Origin of the sequence: Streptosporangium carneum, assembly GCF_027922005.1 — a bacterium.
Taxonomy (GTDB): domain Bacteria; phylum Actinomycetota; class Actinomycetes; order Streptosporangiales; family Streptosporangiaceae; genus Streptosporangium; species Streptosporangium carneum.
Map to the genome: position 1 here is coordinate 86,527 of NZ_BSEV01000011.1, position 20,321 is coordinate 106,847.

At 71.7% G+C, this 20,321-nt stretch carries 18 protein-coding genes; 5 read left to right on the top strand and 13 right to left on the bottom strand.

Annotated elements, in window-relative coordinates; genetic code table 11:
• Positions 1-41: 41 nt before the first annotated feature.
• Entirely contained in the window at positions 42-1,433 is a 1,392-nt protein-coding gene (locus PKF00_RS23470) for an NAD(P)/FAD-dependent oxidoreductase (protein WP_271219776.1), read from the top strand.
• Between the two features lie 319 nt (positions 1,434-1,752).
• Here the strand turns inward: PKF00_RS23470 and PKF00_RS23475 are convergent, their stop codons facing one another.
• From PKF00_RS23475 to PKF00_RS23485, 3 genes are all read right to left on the bottom strand, one after another.
• A complete protein-coding gene (locus PKF00_RS23475) occupies positions 1,753-2,289 on the bottom strand; it encodes an NUDIX hydrolase family protein (RefSeq protein WP_271219777.1) in 537 nt (178 codons plus the stop codon).
• Positions 2,290-2,674: 385 nt separating this feature from the next.
• Positions 2,675-3,331, bottom strand: a complete 657-nt coding sequence (locus PKF00_RS23480; protein WP_271219778.1) for a response regulator — start codon at positions 3,329-3,331, stop codon at positions 2,675-2,677.
• Positions 3,328-4,692: a sensor histidine kinase gene (locus PKF00_RS23485; protein ID WP_271219779.1), complete on the bottom strand. Its 1,365-nt coding sequence runs from the start codon at positions 4,690-4,692 to the stop codon at positions 3,328-3,330. Before PKF00_RS23485 ends, PKF00_RS23480 begins: the two co-directional genes overlap by 4 nt.
• A gap of 168 nt (positions 4,693-4,860) precedes the next feature.
• Between PKF00_RS23485 and PKF00_RS23490 the strand changes: the two genes are divergently transcribed.
• The gene (locus tag PKF00_RS23490) at positions 4,861-5,568 is read left to right on the top strand and encodes a DUF2306 domain-containing protein (RefSeq protein WP_271219780.1); all 708 of its coding nucleotides are present in this window, start codon (positions 4,861-4,863) and stop codon (positions 5,566-5,568) included.
• Positions 5,569-5,604: 36 nt separating this feature from the next.
• On the opposite strand, the gene PKF00_RS23495 is transcribed toward PKF00_RS23490, so the two are convergent.
• From PKF00_RS23495 to PKF00_RS23535, 9 genes are all read right to left on the bottom strand, one after another.
• Positions 5,605-6,060, bottom strand: a complete 456-nt coding sequence (locus PKF00_RS23495; RefSeq protein WP_271219781.1) for a hypothetical protein — start codon at positions 6,058-6,060, stop codon at positions 5,605-5,607.
• A gap of 222 nt (positions 6,061-6,282) precedes the next feature.
• Positions 6,283-6,921 (bottom strand): GOLPH3/VPS74 family protein, encoded by a 639-nt coding sequence (locus PKF00_RS23500; RefSeq protein ID WP_271219782.1) that lies wholly within the window; start codon positions 6,919-6,921, stop codon positions 6,283-6,285.
• Positions 6,922-7,048: 127 nt separating this feature from the next.
• Positions 7,049-8,434 (bottom strand): APC family permease, encoded by a 1,386-nt coding sequence (locus PKF00_RS23505; protein WP_271219783.1) that lies wholly within the window; start codon positions 8,432-8,434, stop codon positions 7,049-7,051.
• A gap of 336 nt (positions 8,435-8,770) precedes the next feature.
• Positions 8,771-9,682: a class II glutamine amidotransferase gene (locus PKF00_RS23510; RefSeq protein ID WP_271219784.1), complete on the bottom strand. Its 912-nt coding sequence runs from the start codon at positions 9,680-9,682 to the stop codon at positions 8,771-8,773.
• Positions 9,683-10,122: 440 nt separating this feature from the next.
• Entirely contained in the window at positions 10,123-12,267 is a 2,145-nt protein-coding gene (gene fusA, locus PKF00_RS23515; RefSeq protein WP_271219785.1) for an elongation factor G, read from the bottom strand.
• Between the two features lie 380 nt (positions 12,268-12,647).
• Positions 12,648-12,860, bottom strand: a complete 213-nt coding sequence (locus tag PKF00_RS23520) for a hypothetical protein (RefSeq protein WP_271219786.1) — start codon at positions 12,858-12,860, stop codon at positions 12,648-12,650.
• Between the two features lie 265 nt (positions 12,861-13,125).
• Positions 13,126-14,082, bottom strand: a complete 957-nt coding sequence (locus PKF00_RS23525) for a hypothetical protein (protein WP_271219787.1) — start codon at positions 14,080-14,082, stop codon at positions 13,126-13,128.
• Positions 14,079-14,624, bottom strand: a complete 546-nt coding sequence (locus PKF00_RS23530) for an RNA polymerase sigma factor (protein ID WP_271219788.1) — start codon at positions 14,622-14,624, stop codon at positions 14,079-14,081. The genes PKF00_RS23525 and PKF00_RS23530 overlap by 4 nt, the downstream gene beginning before the upstream one ends.
• A 380-nt stretch (positions 14,625-15,004) precedes the next feature.
• Complete coding sequence (locus PKF00_RS23535) at positions 15,005-15,295, bottom strand: hypothetical protein (RefSeq protein ID WP_271219789.1); 291 nt, start codon at positions 15,293-15,295, stop codon at positions 15,005-15,007.
• Between the two features lie 293 nt (positions 15,296-15,588).
• On the opposite strand from PKF00_RS23535, the gene PKF00_RS23540 reads away from it, so the two are divergent.
• Positions 15,589-16,776 carry an ROK family protein gene (locus tag PKF00_RS23540; RefSeq protein WP_271219790.1) on the top strand — a complete coding sequence of 396 codons (1,188 nt, stop codon included), beginning with the start codon at positions 15,589-15,591 and terminating at the stop codon, positions 16,774-16,776.
• A gap of 32 nt (positions 16,777-16,808) precedes the next feature.
• Here the strand turns inward: PKF00_RS23540 and PKF00_RS23545 are convergent, their stop codons facing one another.
• Entirely contained in the window at positions 16,809-17,762 is a 954-nt protein-coding gene (locus PKF00_RS23545) for a formylglycine-generating enzyme family protein (protein WP_309298430.1), read from the bottom strand.
• A gap of 583 nt (positions 17,763-18,345) precedes the next feature.
• Here PKF00_RS23545 and PKF00_RS23550 point away from each other — a divergent pair.
• Together PKF00_RS23550 and PKF00_RS23555 are read left to right on the top strand one after the other, a co-directional pair.
• Entirely contained in the window at positions 18,346-19,152 is an 807-nt protein-coding gene (locus PKF00_RS23550) for an ABC transporter permease (protein WP_271219791.1), read from the top strand.
• Positions 19,149-19,931, top strand: coding sequence for an ABC transporter ATP-binding protein (locus tag PKF00_RS23555; protein ID WP_271219792.1), 783 nt, complete (start codon positions 19,149-19,151; stop codon positions 19,929-19,931). The genes PKF00_RS23550 and PKF00_RS23555 overlap by 4 nt, the downstream gene beginning before the upstream one ends.
• The last annotated feature ends 390 nt before the right edge of the window (positions 19,932-20,321 follow it).

The window sequence follows — 20,321 nt, forward strand, 5'->3', positions numbered from 1 at the left end:
ATCATGCGCGGTGAGTCGTCGCGCGGCGAGGAGATGAGCACATGAGCGAAAGCCCGATCGGCCGCGCCGTCGTCCTCGGCGGGAGCGTCGCCGGCCTGCTCGCCGCGCGGGTCCTGGCGGAGTTCTGCGTGGACGTGCTGGTGGTCGACCGGGACGAGCTGACGGGAGTGGAGGGGCCGAGGCGCGGAGTGCCGCAGGGCCGCCACACCCACGGGGTGCTCGCGCGCGGGCAGCAGGTCATCGAGGAGCTGTTCCCGGGCTTCACCCGGGACCTGGCCGCGGCGGGTGTCCAGGCCGGTGACATCGGCGGCCAGATCCGCTGGTACTTCAACGGACGGCGGCTGCGACCGGCCAAGACCGGACTGATCGTGGTCGGCGGGGACCGTCCCGTGCTGGAGCACCACATCCGGTGCCGGGTCGCCGAGCTGCCCAACGTGACGTTCCTGGAGGGGCACGAGGTCGTCGCGCCGGTGACCGCGCCCGACCTGGGCCGGGTCGTCGGCGCCCGGGTCCGCGAGCCGGACGGCGCCGAGCGGGTCCTGGTCGCCGATCTGGTGGTCGACGCCACCGGGCGCGGTTCCCGGACCCCGGCCTGGCTGGCCGGGCTCGGCTGGCCCGCGGTGCCCGAGGAGCGGGTGAGGATCGACCTGGCGTACACCACGTGTCGTTTCCGGTTGCGCTCCGACCCGTTCCACGGGGACGTCTCGATCAACCCGGTCGCGACCCCGGCCCATCCACGGGGGGCCTTTCTCACCAGCCTCGGCGGGGACCGGTGCGTCGTGTCGCTCACCGGGGTTCTCGGCGACCGCGCGCCGCGGGACCTGGCCGGCTTCCTCGCCTACGCCCGCACGCTCCCGGTGCCCGACGTCTTCGACGCGATCCGGGACGCCCAGCCGTTGGAGGAGCCGGTGACCATGCGGTTCCCCGTCAGCGTCCGGCGACGCTACGAGCGCGTGCGCCGGTTGCCCGAGGGCCTCCTGGTCATGGGTGACGCGGCGTGCAGCTTCAACCCCGTCTACGGGCAGGGCATGACGGTGGCCGCGCTGCAGGCGCTGACCCTGCGTCGTCACCTGCGGCGGGGGGCGGTCCCGGTGACGCGGGAGTTCTTCGCCGACGCCGCCGCGGTCGTCGACGCGCCGTGGGAGATCGCGGCGGGCGGCGACCTGGCGTTCCCCGCCGTGCGGGGCCGCCGCACGATCAAGGTGCGGATGGGCAACGCGTTCCTGCCCCGGGTGCACGCGGCGGCGACCGGCGACAGCGCGGTCACGGAGGCGTTCATCCGGGTGGCGGGGCTGGTCGACCCGCCGCGGGCGCTGATGCGCCCCGGACTGATGAGCCGGGTGCTGCGCGCGCGTCCGGCGCGGGAGCGGGGCGCCCGGCAGGAGGACCGCGCCCCCAGCCCGGCGTTCCGGGCGTCGTCCCCGGATCAGTGAGCCGGTCACCGCGCCCCCCGGCGCGGTGTTCCGCGGGCCCCGGTGCGGAGCCGCCTCGGGATCGTGGAGTCGCGTCCCGGTGAGCGGCCCGCGGCAGTTCGGGTCTTTACGTGTCCTCGGGCGGGTCCGGCTGGAAGACTACGAGGCGTGAGTGAGATCACGAGGCACGAGTCGCTCCCGTTCTCCGGGTCGTCGCGAGCCGAGCAGTGGAACTATCCCGACTAGGTCGCGCGGTCGTTCGAGGGTCCGCGTGCGCGGTCGGCGCGGCGACCGCCTCGGCGGGAACGGTCCACAGCGCCGCGCCGGGCGTGTCCCCAGGTCAGAAAATGCAGCCGACGTGCGCGAGGGCCTGCTTCAGCAGGACGCCGTGGCCGCCGGACATCTCCTGCTGCACCATCGGCGAGGCGGCCTCCTGCGGGGTGAACCAGACGAGGTCGAGGGCGTCCTGCCGAGGGCGGCAGTCACCGGCCACCGGGACGACGTAGGCGAGGGACACCGCGTGCTGCCGGGGGTCGTGGTACGGAGTGACGCCCTGTGTCGGGAAGTACTCGGCGATGGTGAACGGCTGAGGAGAGGCGGGGACGCGGGGCAGCGCCGTGGGGCCGAGGTCCTTCTCCAGGTGGCGCATGAGCGCGTCACGGACGCGTTCGTGGAGAAGCACACGACCTGAGACGAGGGCGCGGCTGACCGTTCCGTCCGACCCGATGCGCAGCAGCAGGCCGACATGCGTGACCACCCCCGTGTCGTCGACGCGCACCGGCACGGCGTCGACGTAGAGGATCGGCATCCGTGCGCGGGCCGCTTCCAGCTCGTCGGGAGTGAGCCAGCCGGGCGTGGTTTCGGTCATTTCGGTCATTGATCGATCGTACTTCGTCACCGGCCGCCGGTCGCGGTGACTCGCGCGAGCCGTACCCGGGCGGACGACGGTGAGCTGCGAGGAGTCTGAGGGCTTTGTCCTCGATATAGGTGTTTGACCATAAGGTGACTCCGATGAATGTGATCGGCGGATACGTGCTCAGACGCGAGCTGGGCCGGGGCGGCATGGGCGTGGTGCACCTCGCCACCCCCCGAAACGCCAGGCGATGACGCCCGTCCCACGCCCCCACGCCCGACATGACCCCGGCCCCCACGTCCACCGGGCCCCACGACCCCTTTGACTCCGTGACCCCCAGGTCCCACGTCCGCCGGGCCCCACGACCCCTGCGACCGCCGGGACCCGTGGCGTGGGGCGGTGCGGGCGCTCAACGCCTGTCGACGAAACCCGTCCGGTAGGCCCAGACGACGGCCTGGGTCCGGTCGCGGACCTCCAACTTGCCCAGCAGATGCTTGATGTGGGTCTTCACCGTCTCCAGGGACACGTGCATCGAGCGTGCGATCTCGGTGTTGGACATGCCGCCCGCGAGCGCGCGCAACACGTCGGCCTCGCGCTCGGTGAGCCGCGCCGCGAAGGCGGCCTCGGGACCGCCCGCGCCGCGCCGGGCGGCGAGCGCCTCCAGCAGCCTGCGGGTCACGGAGGGCGCGACGAGCGCGTCGCCGGCCGCGACGGTGCGGATGCCGGCGACCACCTCCTCCGGCGTGGCCCGTTTGAGGAGGAAGCCGTCGGCGCCCGCGGCGATGGCGTCGTCGACGACCTCGTCGAGGTCGAACGTGGTGAGCACGAGCACCCGGGGCCGGGGCGAACCCCATGACGTGATCTCGCGGGTGGCGCTGACGCCGTCGTAGCCCGGCATCCTGACGTCCATCACGACGACGTCCGGCGTGCTCACCCTGACCCCGTGCAGCGCCTCGAGGCCGTTCGCCGCCTCGCCGACGACGCTGATGTCCCGCTCGGCCTCAAGGAGGGCCCGCAGACCGCCTCTGACCAGCGCGTCGTCGTCGGCGAGGAAAACCCTGATCATGACCGCGCCGCTCCCGCCCGCCCCGGCAGGGTCGCCCGGACGCTGAAACCGCCCGCCACGGGGCCCGCCTCGAGGTCTCCGCCCTCGATCCGGGCCCGCTCCCTCATGTTGACCAGGCCGCGCCCCGGCGTCGGCGTGAGGAAACCGTGTCCCTCGTTGGTCACCTCAAGGCGCACCTCGCCTCCGACCTGTTCGAGGTCGACCCGGATGCGGCCACTCGTCGTGTGGCGCAGCGCGTTGGTCACCGCCTCCTGGAGGATCCGGTACAGCGCCCGCGCCCCGCTCGGCGCGAGGTCCACCTCGCGGGCGTTCAGCTCCAGCTCACGCCCGGTGGCGCGCACACGCCCCGCCAGCTCGGCGAGGTCAGCCGTGGTGGGCTCGGGGGGCACGCGCTCCGCGCCGTCCACGGCGGGGTTGAGGACGCGGAGCAGGCGGTCCAGCTCGTCGAGGGCGCCCCGGCCGAGCGTCTCGATGTGCCGCAGCGCCTCGTGGCCGAAGGCCGGGTTCTCCTCGAAGACCCGCCTGCCGACCCCGGCCTGCATGACCATCACGTTGACCGCGTGGCCCAGCGCGTCGTGCAGCTCGCGGGCCAGCCGGGCCCGCTCCTCGGCCAGGACGCGCTCGGCGAGCATGGTCCGCTCACGCGCCTCGCCCAGGAGGCGGGCCTCGGCCGCCGCGGCGTACGCGCGCCTGCTCAGGGCCGCGTCGCCCCCGATCGTCGCGATCAGGAAGCACATCGTGACCCCCGACAGCTCGAACGATCCCACGGGGCCGCGGTCCAGCATGACGTACCCGCCGACGGCCAGCGCGGCGACGAGCGCCCCCGCCAGCCGCCGCGACCGGCCGCGGTGCAGCGAGAAGAGCGTGAAGAGCGCGATCCACGAGGGCCACTGCGCGACGGTGATCGCGTATCCGGCCGCCGTGTTGACGACCAGGAGCGCGGACGCGGCGGTGAGCGCCAGGAGCGGGAGGACCTGCCGCCAGATCAGGAACAGCGCGGGGGCCGCGGCCAGCGCGAGGCCGAGGAGGTCGGTCTCCCGGTAGGGCGGCCCCGCGGTGGCCAGCAGGCTCGCCAGCACGGACCCGACCGCCAGTCCGCCGGCCAGCCAGAGGTCGACGCGAGCCGGGCGGGAACGGCGGGGCGTGTCGTCCTCGCCCGGCAGAAACCCGCGGACCTCGCCCGGTTCACCGGACCCGCCGGTCTCGCCCGGCCGGCGGGGCAGGCGGACCTCGCCCGGTTTACCGGAGCCGCCGATCTTGTCCGGCCGGCGGGGCAGGCGGACCTCGCCCGGGTCACGGGACTCGCCGGTCTCGCCCGGCGGAGGGGGGACGTCGGCCTCGCCTGGCCGGGGGATGCGCATGCCTCATCCTGCACCTGGCCCGGGCCGGACCGTCAACACCCGGACGCGCGTTCTCCCAGGTCCTCCCTCAGATGAGGGAGGCGCTCTCCCTTGGACGAGGGGCGACCGCCGCGCCTTCGCGAACCTAGTTTGTGAGACGGACGATCAACGGTGACGGAGGGCGGGCTCATGACGGTGGTCGAAGAACGGGCACGGCGCGGTTCCACGCGCCGTCGCGCCGTCGGATGGTGGTGGTTCGTGTTGACCGCGGTCGCGATCGCGGTGATCGCCCCTCTGCCGTACCTCACCGACTCGTTGCGGACCCTCGCCGACGGGAACGACGAGTTCGCGGCGAACTACGCGGCGCAGGCCCCGTGGATGCACGCGGTCTTCTACGCCCACATCGTCTTCGCCGCCGTCGCGCTGGTGCTGTCACCGGTGCAGTTCGCGGCGCGGCTGCGCGCGCGGGCTCCGCGGCTTCACCGGATCTGCGGGCGCGTCGCGATGGGCTGCATCGGGCTCGGCGGGGTCGCCGGGCTGCTGCTGGCCCCGGTGAACCTGGCGGGCCCGGTGGGGACCGCCGGATTCGGGGCGCTCGCCGTGCTGTGGCTCGCCTTCGCCGTCGCGGCCTACCGGGCGATCAGGCGGGGGGACGTCGCGGCGCACCGCCGCTGGGCCGTCAGGACCTTCGCGATGACCTACGCCGGGGTGATGCTCAGGGTGTGGCTCCCCGTCCTCACCCCGCTCCTGACCGCGCTCGGCGGCGTCGACCCGGATGTCGCCTTCACCCGCGCCTACCTGATCGTCCCGTTCCTGTGCTGGGTCCCCAACCTCCTGGTCGCGGAGGTCGTGCTGCGGACCGGCGGCGGAGGGCACGCCGCGACCCGGACGGCCTGACCCCGGCGGGAGCGCGAGGGACACCGGCCCAGAGGGTCAGCAGACCCCCACCGCGTCGGCGCGGTCGTTGGCCCAGGCCTCCAGGTTGGCCCACTTTCCCGCCGTCAACCGGCTCAGCGTGACCCGCCGGCCGTTCACGTGGTCGTACAGGCACATCGTGCGCTTCAGCCAGTCCGCGTTGTTCCAGGCCGTGATCTTGTCCTGGCAGCCGGCGGGCAGGTTGTACCAGGTCGAGTTCCCCATCTGCTGCTCGAAGCAGGGGAAGTGGTCGTAGACGGGACCGTTGGCGTGCTCCCAGCCGCAGACGAAGTTGTAGGCGCACAACCGCAGGGCCGCCTTCGACTCGGCCGCGGCTCCCTGCGATCCGGCGGACTGCGCGGCCGTACGGGAGACCGCCTGGGGAGCGGCGGCGCCGGCGACGGCTCCCAGCGGCGCCAGGACCGCGGAGGCCGTGATGACAGCGGTGGCGACGGCCCGGGTTACAGGCTTCATGGCGTGTCCGTTTCCAGAGAGAACGTGTTTCCGCATGCCGGGCGTGACGCGGCGTCCGGCGGCCCGATCGGCCGTCCGGCGGCCCGTCGATCCCGGCGCATGCCGTTGATCGAGGTCGATTACAGCAGTCGCCTGTTTCGGACGGCCCCCACCGCGTCTTCACGGTCTTCACCGGGCCTTCACGCGGCCTTCACATCCCCGGGGCGGCCCCCTCGCGGCGCGTCACCGGTACACGGCGACGGCGGCCTCGCTGATCAGCGTGTCGACGGTGCCGACGACGTCCTGGACGACCCGGGAGCTCTCCTCGGCGATGCCGCGCAGGCGGCCGATGAGCTGGTTCGAAGGCTGGCCGAGGTAGAGCGCCGCGTCCACCTGCAGCACTCCGACCAGGCCGCACAGCGCGGCGCACCGCGCGTCCGGCTCCTCCCTGCCCTCGACGGCGGCGCGCACTCCGGAACACGCCCGCACGACCGACGCGATGTCGGCGAGCTCGTGGCGGGTCTGCGACAGCACGCCCAGGCGGCGTCTGGTCACCCGGTTGAGGACGCCCGCGGAGACCAGGCTCTCCCGGGTGCGGTCGTAGACGTCCTCGGCCACCTTCTTCGTCCAGAAGGCGATGTCCCGGGCGGTGCGGTCCCGCAGGATCAGAGGGATGAGGCTGTCCGCGACCGCGTCGCCGACGGAGGTGCTGTCACGCACGGAGACCCCGCCCTCGGTGGCGGCGAGGCGGTCGCCCAGGGCCAGTTCGAGCAGCACCGCTCCGGCCAGCCCGAGGGCCATCGAGGACTGGTGGACCAGGGGCTTGCCGGAGTTGTCGTGGGCGATGAGGTACAGCTCGTGGTGGAGCGGCGGCCGGTTCATGGCTGCGGAGGTGTCCTTTGCTGCACGCGTCCCGATCTGGCGGAGGGCGGGGGAGCGCCCCCGTCGGTGATGGGGCAGGACCCGCGCGGCGGCGCGGACAGGTCCCACCGGCCGCCCGCGGCGTGGCTCACGCCGACTTCTCGGGAACGGCGAAGCTCCGCAGAGTCGGCCTGCGGCCCGCGACGTACAGGCCGAGCAGGACCAGCGCGCCGACGCCGAGCCAGACCAGGCCGACCTGCTGCGCCAGGATGTTGGCGTTGATCACGACGAAGACGAGGATCGCCATCCCGATCAGCGGCATGACCAGGTGCGACCAGAGGTTGGGCGACCGGCCGCGGACCACGTAGTGCACGATGACGGACACGTGCAGGACGATGAAGGCGACGAGCGCGCCCATGTTGATCAGGCTGCTGAGCAGGTCGACGCCGTCCTCGCGGGTGGACATCCACAGCCCGAGCACGATGGACAGCGTGGCGACGAGCAGGGTGGCGTTGGCCGGCACGGAGTTCTTGACCGACACCTTGGCGAGGAAGGACGGCAGCTGCCGGTCGCGCGCCATCGCGTAGAGCAGGCGGGACACGGCGACCTGGGCGACCAGGGTGTTGGCCAGCCCCCAGGAGATCGCGGTCGCGGCCGACGTGACGTGCGCGAGCCACTCGCCGCCCGCGACGGTGGCGGCGTCGTAGAACGCGGTGCCCGTATCGCGGACCAGCAGGCCGCCGGGGTCGGGCACCAGCAGGGCGGCGACCCAGACCTGGGCGACGAACAGCACGCCGGCCAGGATCAGGGCGAGACGCATGGCCCTGCCCACCTGGGCCGAGCCGCCGGTGGACTCCTCGACCAGCATGCTGATCCCGTCGAACCCGAGGAAGGACAGGACCGCGACGGAGACCGCGCCGAACACCAGCGGCCAGGAGAAGGTGTCCGGGTTGAACAGCGGCGCGAGGCTGAACTCCCGGCCCCTGCCCTGGAGAAGGGCCCAGACGCCCACCACGAGGAACAGGGCCAGGACGGCCAGTTCGGCGATGATCAGCACCTTGGTGAGCTTGACCGTCATCCGGATGCCCCGGAGGTTGATCACCGTGTTGACGGCCACGAAGATGATCAGCCACGCCCACACCGGCACCTGCGGCACGGTGGTGTTGATGGCGATCGACGCGACCAGGTACAGCAGGCAGGGGGCGAGGAGGTAGTCGAGCAGGATCGCCCACCCGGTCAGGAAGCCGACCGGCGGGGCGATGCCGCGTCCCGCGTAGTTGTAGACCGAGCCGGACAGGGGGAACGCCTTGACCATCTGCGCGTAGGAGGCCGCGGTGAACAGCAGCGCGATCATTCCGATGAGGTAGGTCAGGACCGGCATGCCGCCCGAGCGGGAGTAGACCAGGCCGAAGATTGCGAACGGGGCGATCGGCACCATGAAGATCAGGCCGTAGAACACCAGGTCGGTCAGCCCGACTCCGCGACGTAGTTCCTGGCGGTAGCCGAACTGCTCGACGCTCTCCTGCGGCTGCATGACAGCCTCCCCATGTCGTCCATCACGTGCTGTTACACCCACCAGTTCCGACGGGAACACGGACAGTGGCGAAGTGCGTCTGGTGATCCTTGCGTAGCGCACGGCGTGCCGCAAGCGGGCAGCGTATGTCCGTGTATGTCCGTCCGGAGGGGTGATGCGCGCGTGCCGGCCGATCACGCTACGCGAACGGCATGGACGGTTGACGGGCGGTGACGCCTCGCCTCACCTCGACGGCGTCGGCCGAACGGACGCCTCCGTCGGCGTTCGGACGCCGACGGTCCCGTGCCTTCGGGCCGCGCCTGCTCGGGCGGGTCCGTGCCTTCGGGCCGTGTCTGTTCAGGCGGGCCCGTGGGGGTCGCGACGGTTCTCCGCCGCGGGGTTCTCGACGCGCTGCGAGGCGGCCGCCTCAGGGCGCAGGTCGGCCAGGGTCAGCCGGTGCGCAGGAGGGTCGGGCAGGATCGTCCGGCTGACCGGGGCGAGGTCCGGCCCGCTGTGCAGGAGCTCGCCGGGCTCCAGCAGCCGCCAGGCCGGATTGTCGTCCATCCGCTCGCTGGCCACCACCAGCGCGGGTGCGGCGGACAGGTCGCGTGAGTGCACGCGTATCCGCCCTGCGGAGCCGCTGTGCTCGAGGTGCCGGTCGCCGTGCGGGCCGCCGGGGGCGCGCTCGAGGACGTACAGCTCGTGGGTGTCGGGGTAGCGCAGCGCCCACAGCCGGTCCGGGGTGACGAGGACCAGGTTGAGGGCGTACAGCGGCAGGTTGGCGGCGATCCACCGGGCGGCGTGCCCGATGCCCGCGCCGACGTCGCCGCCGTGAGCCCGGATCTCCTTGGTGATCAGGGCGAAAACCCGCTCGGAGTCGGTGTCGCCCCTGACCAGCGCCCGGTCGTCGCCGAGCCGCGCCTCCAGCAGGTCCAGCCCCTCGACCACCCCGTTGTGCGCGAACAGCCGCCCCTCCTGCTCGAACGGGTGGGTGTTGCGCTCCAGCAGGCCGCCGGTCGAGGCGAACCGGACGTGGGCGACGAAGGTGGTCGACCGCACCCGCTTGGCCTCCTCGGCGAAACGCCGGTCCGCGTAGGCGGCGATGGGGGCCTTGCGCGTCTCCGGCGCGCCGTCCGCGTCGAAGTAGCCGAGCCCGGTCCCGTCGGGGTCGCGGTGGCTCTGCGCGCTCAGACTGTCCGGGGCCTCCAGCAGCCAGAAGGTGGCGCGGGTCCGCCGCGGGGCGCTGCTCAGACCGAACAGGCGGCACATCCCGGTCTTCTCCCCCTGGCGGCGAGAACGCGGGTACGGCTCCGCCCGCGTCCCATGCTTTCACGGGAGAACCGAAATCCAAGGATCGGAGCTCGTGTTTCCGGCCCCCGAATGGGAGCACCGATGTTTATCGGACCATGATATTCACCTCACAGGGGAGTGATTTCCGGCAGAGTGGTTTTATCAGGCATTTCCTCTCCCACGTAATCAATTCAGCTGATCCCGCATGACGGAAGTCGTCCTCCGCGATCCCTTTGGAACGATCGACCACGACGAGCCGACCACGCGGCCGGGGAGGATCGACCGCGTCGACGTCCTCGTTTTTCGCCCGGCTCAGGCCGGCCCCCGGACGGAGACCGGCGTTCGCGGCGCTCCCGTGGAGGGGCGCTCCCGTGGAGGACGGCCCCGCCCGTGCGCGGGCGGGGCCGTCGCCGGACCCTCTAGCGGGTGGCTTCCCCGCGGCTACCGGAGCGGTTGCCCGCGGGCGTCGGCTCAGGCGCCGGGGCGTGACCGGCGGCCCGGGCGGTGAAGGTTCCCCGGCCCCGGGTCCGGCTGCGCAGCCGGGTCGCGTAGCCGAACAGCTCGGCCAGCGGCACGGTCGCGGTTATCACCGTAGTGTCCGCCCTCGCGGTTATCGCCGTAGTGTCCGCCCTCGCGGTCGTGTCCGAGACCCGGCCGCGCCGTGCCGTCAGGTCGCCCAGCACCCCGCCGACGGCGTCGTCGGGCACGGTGACCGTGACCTCGACCACCGGTTCCAGCAGCACCATCCGGCAGGCGCGCAGCGCCTCCCGCAACGCGAGCCTGCCCGCCGTACGGAACGCCATCTCCGAGGAGTCCTTGGGATGGGTGGCCCCGTCGGTCAGCGTGACCCGCAGGCCGGTCACCGGGTGGCCGCCGAGAGGCCCCTCCGCCAGGGCGTCCCGGCACCCGGCCTCCACCGCCCGGACGTACTCGCGGGGGACCCGTCCGCCGACGACGGTCGAGCGGAACACGAAGCCGGCGGCGTCACCGGCGGCGTCCTGAGCGCCCTCCAGCGGGTCCACGTCGAGGACGACATGGGCGAACTGGCCCGCGCCGCCGTCCTGCTTGACGTGCCGGTACAGCAACCCGGACACCCCGCGGGCGACCGTCTCCCGGTGGGCCACCTGCGGTCGGCCGACGTTGACCTCCAGCCCGTGGGCACGACGGACCTTCTCCACCGCGACCTCCAGATGCAGCTCGCCCATCCCCGACAGCACCGTCTGACCTGTCTCGGCGTCGGTCCGTACGGCCAGCGAGGGATCCTCCTCGACCAGCCGCGCCAACGCCGCCGCCAACCGGTCGCCGTCGGTGCTCCTGCGAGCCTCGACCGCCACGAAGACCACCGGGTCCGCGACCGTCGGCGGTTCGAGGACCAGCGGCGCCGCGGGCGCGCACAGGGTCGCCCCGGCGCGGGCCGCCTTCAGCCCGACCACCGCGACGATGTCCCCGGCGACCGCCCGGTCCACCTCGGTGTGCCGGTCGGCCTGCACGCGCAGGATCCGGCCGATCCGCTCGACGCGTCCCGCGCCGGCGTCCGACACCATGTCTCCCTTCCGCGCCGTTCCCGAGTACACACGCAGGTGGGTCAGCCGCCCGGTGGCGGTCGAACTCACCTTGAACACCAGCGCGGCGAACGGCGCGGCCGGGTCGGCGGCACGCTCGCACACCGTGCCGTCCCAGGTGCCGCGCACCGCGGGCACCTCCGCGGGAGAGGGCAGGTAGGACACGACGGCGTCCAGCAGCGGCTCGATCCCCCGGTCGCGGTAGGCCGATCCGCACAACACCACCACGCCCTCCCCGGTGCGGGTCAGGTCGCGCAGCGCCGTGGACAGAGTCCGCGCGGAGATCGACGACTCCGCGCAGAACTCCTCCAGCGCGACCGGGTGCAGTTCGGCCACCGTCTCCTCCAGCAGCCTGCGCCGCCGGTGCGCCTCTTCCCTCAGGGCCTCGGGCACCGGCCCCTCGGCGCAGGCGTCGCCCCCTTCGGCCCAGACCAGCGACCGCATCCGCAGCAGGTCCACCACTCCGACGAACCCGTCCTCCTGTCCGATCGGCAGCTGCACCACCAGCGGAGCCTCGTGCAACCGCTCGCGGATCGACTCGACCGCCGCGTCGAGGTCCGCGCCGGCGCGGTCCAGCTTGTTGACGAAGGCGATCCGCGGCACGCCGTACCGGTCGGCCCGCCGCCACACCGCCTCGCTCTGCGGCTCGACTCCCGCGACGCCGTCGAAAACCGCGATCGCGCCGTCGAGCACCCGCAGCGAGCGCTCCACCTCGTCGGAGAAGTCGACGTGGCCCGGGGTGTCGATCAGGTTGATCCGGTGGTCGTCCCAGACGCAGCTCACCGCCGCGGCGAAGATGGTGATCCCACGATCACGCTCCTGGGAGTCGAAGTCGGTGACGGTCGTCCCGTCGTGCACCTCGCCACGCCTGTGGGTGGCGCCGGTGACGAACAGGATCCGTTCGGTGACGGTGGTCTTGCCGGCGTCGACGTGGGCGAGGATGCCCAGGTTGCGGACGCCGTTCAGCTGGTCGGTGAGATGACGGTGCGGGTTGGCGCGCACGGTCTGTGGCCCTTCGTGAGGATCCGACAGGACAGCGCGATTCCCGGACGAAACAACCTGAGGCCAGGCCGCACACGGTGCGGCCGCGTCGGGACATGCCCGCCCGGCCACCTCGGCGCCGGGCGGAGAAGAGGTCAGGCAGTCGTCAGGGGGACATCCAGTGCCGGCCGCGCAGCCGGTACCGGGCCGACGAAGACACCAGGATCACCTCGTACCGTGACGGGGGAACGATCGCAACGGTGCTGTGGCGCACGGCCGACCCCTCTCCCTCGTCAGAGCGCGCCGTGGCGGCGCGCCGTTCGCGGCGAGTGTATTGAAAGCGGAGCGAGAGGAAAACGGGTTTTCTCGTCGGCGACGCCCGGCCCCGCCTGCGCCGAGCCCTACCTCAGCAGCTCAAGGACAGGGCTTTGCTCCTGCTGAGGACCCTGGAGCCGGGACTCCCGTCGGAGACGGAAGAAGCGATGCGCCGGGGCGTACAGGGCGACGACGAGCGCGGAGGTGAGGCCGACGGTGATGACGACCGCGCCGACGAGCATGAACAGAGAGACGATGACCTCGTAGGCCAGGCCGAAGAGGACGGCGTCAAGGGACAAGGCGGCTCCTCATCACACGAGCGGACGGATCGACAGTACAGCGCCACACCGGAAACCGCCCGGCTGTGAAAGACATCTCCGACGCCGTGTGGAGAACGCCGTGTGGAAAACAGGGAACCCCTATGCCACCGGAGGCAGGTGGAGATGTCACGGCTGTATCGGCTGTCAACGGCCGCGCCTTTCCCGCCTTGGCGGCCGGCTCCGTGGCCCGGCCCGCTGGGCGGACGGGCCACGGAGCCGGGTGACCGTGACGGGCCGGTGTTCGCTACTCCTCGATGAGGCTGTCGCGCGGACCGCCGTAGACGGGGTTGCTGTCGTAGCGCCTGTCGGTGACGAGCAGGCGGACCCTCCTCGGGTCGCGGATGAGCTCCTCCGCCTCCCAGACGATCCAGTCGTCGCCGACGGTGTCCTGGGTACGGAGTTCGCCGTAGCCGCCCGGATTGCCCGGTGGGATCGCCATGACGACGTAGGTGACCTTCAATCCACGTCTCCTGAGCTCGGGCAGGACCTCGCCGACGGTCTTCTCGTCCACCCGGAAACCGGAGAGCGAGCGGCCCTTCGTGGTCGCCAGCCGGTAGTCGGACGTGTACTCCTTCGGCTCGTGGCTCTCGTCGGGCACGAGGACGCAGGGCGCGACCGGGCCGCTCATGAGAATGGTGCTGGTGGCCTTCTCCCCGATCGTCCAGACGAAGGTCTGGCCGGGCTTGAAGAGCTTGGTGTCGATCCGCATCTGCCAGCCGCGGGCGGACTCCTCGCCGGGAATGCTCTCCGGCACGGAGTACAGGCCCGCGGGGATGTCCTGGACGTGGGTCCCGCGCGGCTCCCGGCACCACGTGCCCGCGGGCGCGTGATCGACGACGGCGGGGACGTCGAGCTCCTTCAACTGCTTCGACAGCCCCGCGGCGTCACGGAAATCCCGGACCCTGACGTACACGACGCCGTCGGAATCCCTGGTGACCGCGTAGGAGGGCGACACGCCGCTCCGCAGCAGGCTCGGCCCCACCACGATGCCCGCGGCGAGCAGTCCCGCGCCCGCCAACGCCAGGACCGGTCGCCGGAGACGGCGCCCGCGGGGGCGAGCCGCGGACGGGCCGGGTTCTTCGGCGGTGATCGAGGCCAGCAGGGTCCGCGCCCCCGCGTCGGAAGGGCGGCCACCCGGCTGCCCCGGCTCCACCCGCGCCAGCCCGCGCGTGATCGCGTCGATGTCGTCGATGTTCCTCACAGCTGCCTCTCCGCCGGGATCAACCGGCTTTCCGACGTGAAGCGGACGTCCGCCTCGGCGAGTGCGCGGGCGAAGCGTCTGCGGGCACGGTGGAGTCTGACGCGTACGGCGTTGCGCGACAGACCGAGCACGACGGCGATCTCCTGCCGGTCCAGGCCCTCCCAGGCGACCAGCGACAACAGCTCGCGATCGTCGTCCGACAAGCTCTGGAAGATCTGCGCGATCGCCCTCAGCTCGACTCCGCTGTCGGGCGAGGCTCCATAGAGGTCGGCCATCTCGGTGTCGAGCCGCACGTTGCGGGCCTGGCGGCGAAACTCGCCTCGACGGTGGTTGGCCAGCACTTTGCGTGCCACGCCGTAAAGCCACAGGGCGGCTTCCTCCCCGTCCGGCAACTCGCCTATCCGCCGCCAGGCGATGGCGAAGGTCTCCGCAACCACGTCCGCCGCGTCCTGCGGCGACGCGCAGCGGCGAACGGTGTACGCCGTGATCCGGCCGTACGTCTCTCGATAGACGATCTCGAATCTGGCTCGTGCGTCATCCACGGGCCGTTCCCATGCCCGGTCTTCTGGGCATCCCCATGCTCGTCTCCTGAATAGTGTGATCTGCCGACATCCACGCCTATGTAAGGAGTCGGGCCATCATTTCTCGTCAGAGCGGAGAAGTTTTGAGCATGCCGAATGCGAGCCGGGTGTTCTGATCGAGGACGAGGCCTCGCCTGCCGGGCTTGCAGGCGTGACGTCGCTCTCGTGATCACGCGGGAGCGCGGGGCCCGCCGCCCCTGACCCAGGTCTGGACCGGGTCAGATCGGCGGGGCTGCTGACGGTGGGAGGACGGGGACAGGGGCTGTCCTGGTGGCGGGGAACTCGATGATCCGGTAGGTGCGCGGCGGCAGGCGTTCGTCGTCCCCGCTCACGTTTCCGCGTCAGTCGCCGTCCGGGGTGCCTCGTGACCACGTCTCGAACTGGAGAGCGGACGGCTGCGCGCTCTCCGCGAACCGCCTCGCCCTGTTCACGCAGTCGGGGCAGACGGTTTCCTCGACCGATCTGGCCAGGGCCTCCGCTGTCGGCTCGCGTTGGGTGCCCAACACGGTCATGCCTGGAGGAAGACCGGTGTCGGGGTCGATCGTGATGGTGGTGACAGTCGCGGGGATGAAACCGAAGGTGCGCTTGCACGCGTAACATCTGCCGATGGTCGTGATGTGCTCGTCTCTCATAAGGCGCATTCCCTCCTTTCCCGCACAGTACAACCGGAGACCTCCTCTGCGCCGGACCGCGCCGAGCACGCGCTCGACCGTCCGGACCGTGCCGCCGGCTGGACGTTCACCACGCCGAACGGCAAGGGCGAACCGCGAAGTGAAACAGCATTGATCAATCTTGCCGCCCGTCGGCGGATGGACGGTGGGGGGAACGAGTACAACGAGATCAGCGCGCCGAGACGACCCGCTTTGCGGTGTTAGTATTTAACTCGGAAAGTTGACAAATTTCCCTAATGGATCATCATGGTGCCATGTCCAGCTCTGCCGACGCACTTCAGCGGCTCCGCCAGATGCACGAGGACGCCGTCCTCGCCGCGCTGCGTTCAGCGGGGGCGCTGAGCCGGGCACAGCTCACCCAGCACACGGGACTGTCTCGCACGACCCTGTTCGCCATCATCTCGGATCTGATCGAGCGTGGCGCCGTGGTCGAGACCGAGGCGGTGCCCACCGGGCCGCGCGGGCGCGGACGTCCGGCGTCGCTGGTCGCCCTCAACCCCGCCGCCGGTCTCCTGCTGGGGCTTGATCTGGGCAGGGGACGCATCCGGATGGCCATCGCGAACATGGCGCACCAGGTCGTCGCGACCGAGACGGAGAACGTCCCCGCGGGGGCAGGCGTCGAGGAGTTGACCGAGGCCACGATGCGGCTGGTCCGCCGGGTGGCGGAGGAGCGGGAAGTACGGCTGGACGCGCTGAAGTCGGTGGGAATCGGGCTGGTGGGCGTCGTCGGCGAGCCCACCCTGCCCGCCGGGACCGTGTCCGCCCGATACCTGCCGATGACCCGGCGGATCGCCGAGGAGTTCGGCGTGCAGGTCATGGTCGACAACAACGCGAGACTGGCGGCGCTGGCCGAGGCCACCTGGGGGGTGGCCAGGCTGGTCCGCGACATGGTCTATGTGCGCTGGTCGGTGGGGGTGGGCGGCGGTTTCCTCTGCGGAGGCAGGCTGCTGCGCGGAGCGCACGGGGCGGCGGGGGAGCTCGGACACGTCTCCCTCGACCCCCGCGGGCTGCCCTGCCACTGCGGGGGCCGCGGTTGCCTGGAGGGCAGGGTCGGAGGCCAGGCGCTGCTGGAGGCCTGCGCGGCCAGAGGCGTCCCGCTGGCCGGCATCGACGCCCTGGTCGCCGCGGCCCAGGACAGGGTCGCGGAGGTGTGCGAGGTCGTCTCGGCCGCCGCGGCGGACCTGGGCCGGGTGCTGGCGGGCACCGTCACGCAGCTCGATCCCGAGCAGGTCGTCGTCGGCGGGGAGCTCGCCGCGCTGGGCAGTCTGGTTCTCGGCCCGATCGACGCGGCGATATCCGGGCAGGCGCTGCCGAGGTCGCCGCGGCGGATCAAGGTGATGCCGGCCGACCTCGGTGCGAACGCCTCGGCCATGGGCGCGATCGCTCTGCTGCTGCACGAGGAGCCCTCGGTTCCCCTGCATCTGCGGTCCGCCACTTCCTGACCGCCGCTCGGCTCACGCGGTCGAGCGGAGGCTCATCGCGGGGTGGCGGCGCAGCGGAAGCCGGTGTGGCCGGTGGACGAGTCGGGGGTGTTGCCCGTGCGGGCGGCCACGCGGTAGCGGTTGCAGTAGGAGTCGTGGCACAGGTAGGAGCCGCCTCGCACCACGCGGGCCGTACCCGTCGCGGGGCCCTGCGGGTCGATCCGGGTCCGCGGCGACTCGGTCGCGTGCCAGTCGTTGCTCCACCGGTCGGCGCACCACTCCCAGACGTTGCCCGAGGTGTTGTGCAGGCCGTAGCCGTTGGGGGCGAAGGCGTCGGCCGGAGCGGTTCCGGCGTAGCCGTCCTCCGCGGTGTCGGCGTGCGGGAAACGGCCCTGCCAGATGTTGCACCGGTGCTCGCCGTCCGGTGTCAGCTCGTTCCCCCAGGGGTAGCGGGCCTGCGCCAGCCCGCCGCGGGCGGCCATCTCCCACTCGGCCTCGGTGGGCAGACGCTTGCCCGCCCAGGCGGCGTAGGCGGCGGCGTCGTTCCAGGAGACGTGGACCACGGGGTGGTCCTGCCGGGAGGCGACGGTGGAGTCGGGCCCTTCGGGAGAACGCCAGGTCGCGCCGACGACCGCCAGCCACCACGGAGCGCCGGGCACATGGCCGCCGACGGCGTGGCGGCGGTCGGCGAGGCGGTGGAAGACGTAGGACCAGCCGAACCGCTCGGCCTCCGTCCGGTAGCCGGTGGCCTCGGCGAACACGGCGAACTCCGCGTTGGTCACGCACGTCGCGTCGATCAGGAACGGACGCAGCGTCACCTCCCGGATCGGTCCCTCGCCGTCGGCCGCCCAGCCGTCCGGGTCCTCGCCGCCCATCAGGAAGGTCCCGCCAGGGACGGTCACCATGCTCTCCGCGGTCTCCGCGGGGTCGCGGCGGCGGGCCGGGGACAGGGGCGTCTCGACGGTGTCGGCGAGGCCGATCCGGTACGCGGGCGCCGGGACCGTCACAGGTGTCCGCGCGGGGTCCCCGCCGGGGGAGCAGCAGCTGATCATCCCGTCCTTCTCAGTGATCGTGTACGGCGTGGTTCCTCGTGCGACGACCGCCGGCCCGCCGGCGACCGGCCGGGAGCCCTCGCCGGCTCGTCGCCGTGGTCGTCCCGTCCCCGTCGGAGGGGCGGCCGGGGTTCATGTCCTGGCATCGGTGAGATAATTTTGACCGAGCCTCGGAAAAAATGGAAGACATCGCCGGGCGCGAGGTTCCGGGATCCGACGCTCCGCCGCACTAGGGAGCGGTGGTCACCGGCCGCCTACCTCCGACTGCCGGTCTCGCGGTGTCCGCAGACCTCCAGCAAGCCTGATGAGTTGTTTTTGTCGATCTGTTGACCAAAACAGCGATTCTGAGCACACTGGCGGGCATGTCGCAACGTCTGGAGGGGGGTCGGCGAGCTGTGCCGGGGGCACGAAGAACGGCTGCCGGCCTGTTGCGCAGACAGTACCGCCGCGGGAGCCGCCGCCGACCCGGTGTCCGACCGTGCCCAGCAGCTCACGTCTTGTCGAAGAGGATGTTCCAAGTGACGATTGACCGCCGGCCATGACCGCCGTGACCGTTCCCGACACTCCCACCCCCACCCCCGAACGCCGCCGGACGCGCAGGCCGGTGCGCGGCATCGGCCTCAACGTGATCGCTGTGGTGCTGGGCCTCGGGATCTGGACCCTGCTCTCCAGATCCGGCATCCAGGGGCTCTCCGGTCCCGTCGAGGTGGCCGTCCGAGGCGCCGAGCTGATCGCGGACGGCACCCTCCCGGCCGACATCCTCGCCAGCCTGCGCCGGGTCTTCACCGGCTTCGCGCTGGGGACCGCGCTCGCCGTCCCGGTCGGCTTCCTCATGGGCTGGTACGGCACCGCCCGCGGCCTCATCGAGCCCTACGTCCAGTTCTTCCGCACCATCCCGCCGCTGGCGATCATCCCGCTGGCGATCCTGCTGATGGGCATCGGAGAGACCCCCAAGGTCTTCGTCATCTTCCTGGCCGCCTTCCTGTCCAGCGTGGTGGCGACCTTCCAGGGGGTGATGGACGTGGACAAGACGTTGATCAACGCCGCCCGGGTGCTGGGCGCCTCCGACCGGGTCATCTTCCTCAAGGTCGTGGTCCCGGCCTCCACCCCGTTCATCATCGTCGGCATGCGCATCGGTCTGGGCGCGGCGTGGGGCACCCTGGTCGCCGCCGAACTGATCGCCGCCCAGGAGGGGCTGGGCTACCGGATGCAGCAGGCCCAGCTCTACTACGACCTTCCGACGATCTTCGTCGGGCTGATCAGCATCGGCGTGCTCGGACTGGCCATGGACCGCCTGCTGCTCCTGGCCGAGCGTCGCCTCACCGGATGGCAGGAACGCCGATGAACAGTAAGAAGATCTCCTTCCAGGGCGTGTCGAAGAGCTTCGCGCTCAAGGACACGGAGTTCGCCGCTCTCAGCGACGTCTCCCTGGACATAGCCGACCGTGAGTTCGTAACCGTCGTCGGGCCGTCCGGCTGCGGCAAGAGCACGCTGATGGGCATGGCGGCCGGGCTGGTCGAACCCGGCACCGGCCAGATTCTCATCGACGGACGCCCGGTCGCCGGGCCTGGCCCCGACCGGGGCGTGATCTTCCAGCAGTACGCCCTCTTTCCCTGGCTGACCGTACGCAAGAACGTCGAGTTCGGGCTCAAGCTCTCCCCGATCTCTCCCGAGGAGCGGCGTGAGCGGGCCCAGCGGGCGATCGAGCTGGTCGGCCTGACCGACTTCGCCGACGCGCTGCCCAAGACCCTGTCCGGCGGCATGAAGCAGCGCTGCGCCATCGCCCGGGCCTACGCGGTGAACCCCGAGGTCCTGCTCATGGACGAGCCCTTCGGAGCGCTGGACGCGCTGACCCGTGTGCAGCTGCAGGATCAGCTCCTGCGGACCTGGAGTCAGGAGCGCCGCACCGTCATGTTCATCACCCACGATGTCGACGAGGCGGTCTACCTGGCCAACCGGGTGGTCGTCATGGCGGCGCGACCCGGCCGGATCTACAAGGTCATCGACGTTGACCTGCCCTATCCGCGGACCGAGGAGATCCGGCTGTCGCCCGAGTTCGGGCGCATCCGCAACGAGGTCTGGCACTCGGTCTACCACCAGGCGCCGGCCGCGCCGGTCGCCTGACGCCCCGCCCGCCTTGGCGGGTCACCCGGGCGCACGCGCGGACATGGCGGTGCGCCACCCGGCACCCGAACCGACTGCCCGCGGTGCCGCCCGGTCCTGACCGGGCGGCACCGCGTCCGGGCGGCCGCTCCACGCACGACCAGCGGGCCTACCGGTCCTTTGATTCGCCAGGACCGGTAGGCCCGCCGCGTTTTCGTACGCCTTCACCGGGACCGGTGGGTCTGTCGCGTCTTCGTACGCCTTCACCGGAACTGGTGGGTCTGTCGCGTTTTCGTATGTCTTCACCGGGACCGGTGGGCCCGCCGCGTCTTCGTACGTCCGATCCGCTGATGTGCCGTCGATCGCGCGTATCCCCGCTCCGTGGAAGAGCGTTCCCTGCGAAGGGCCGCG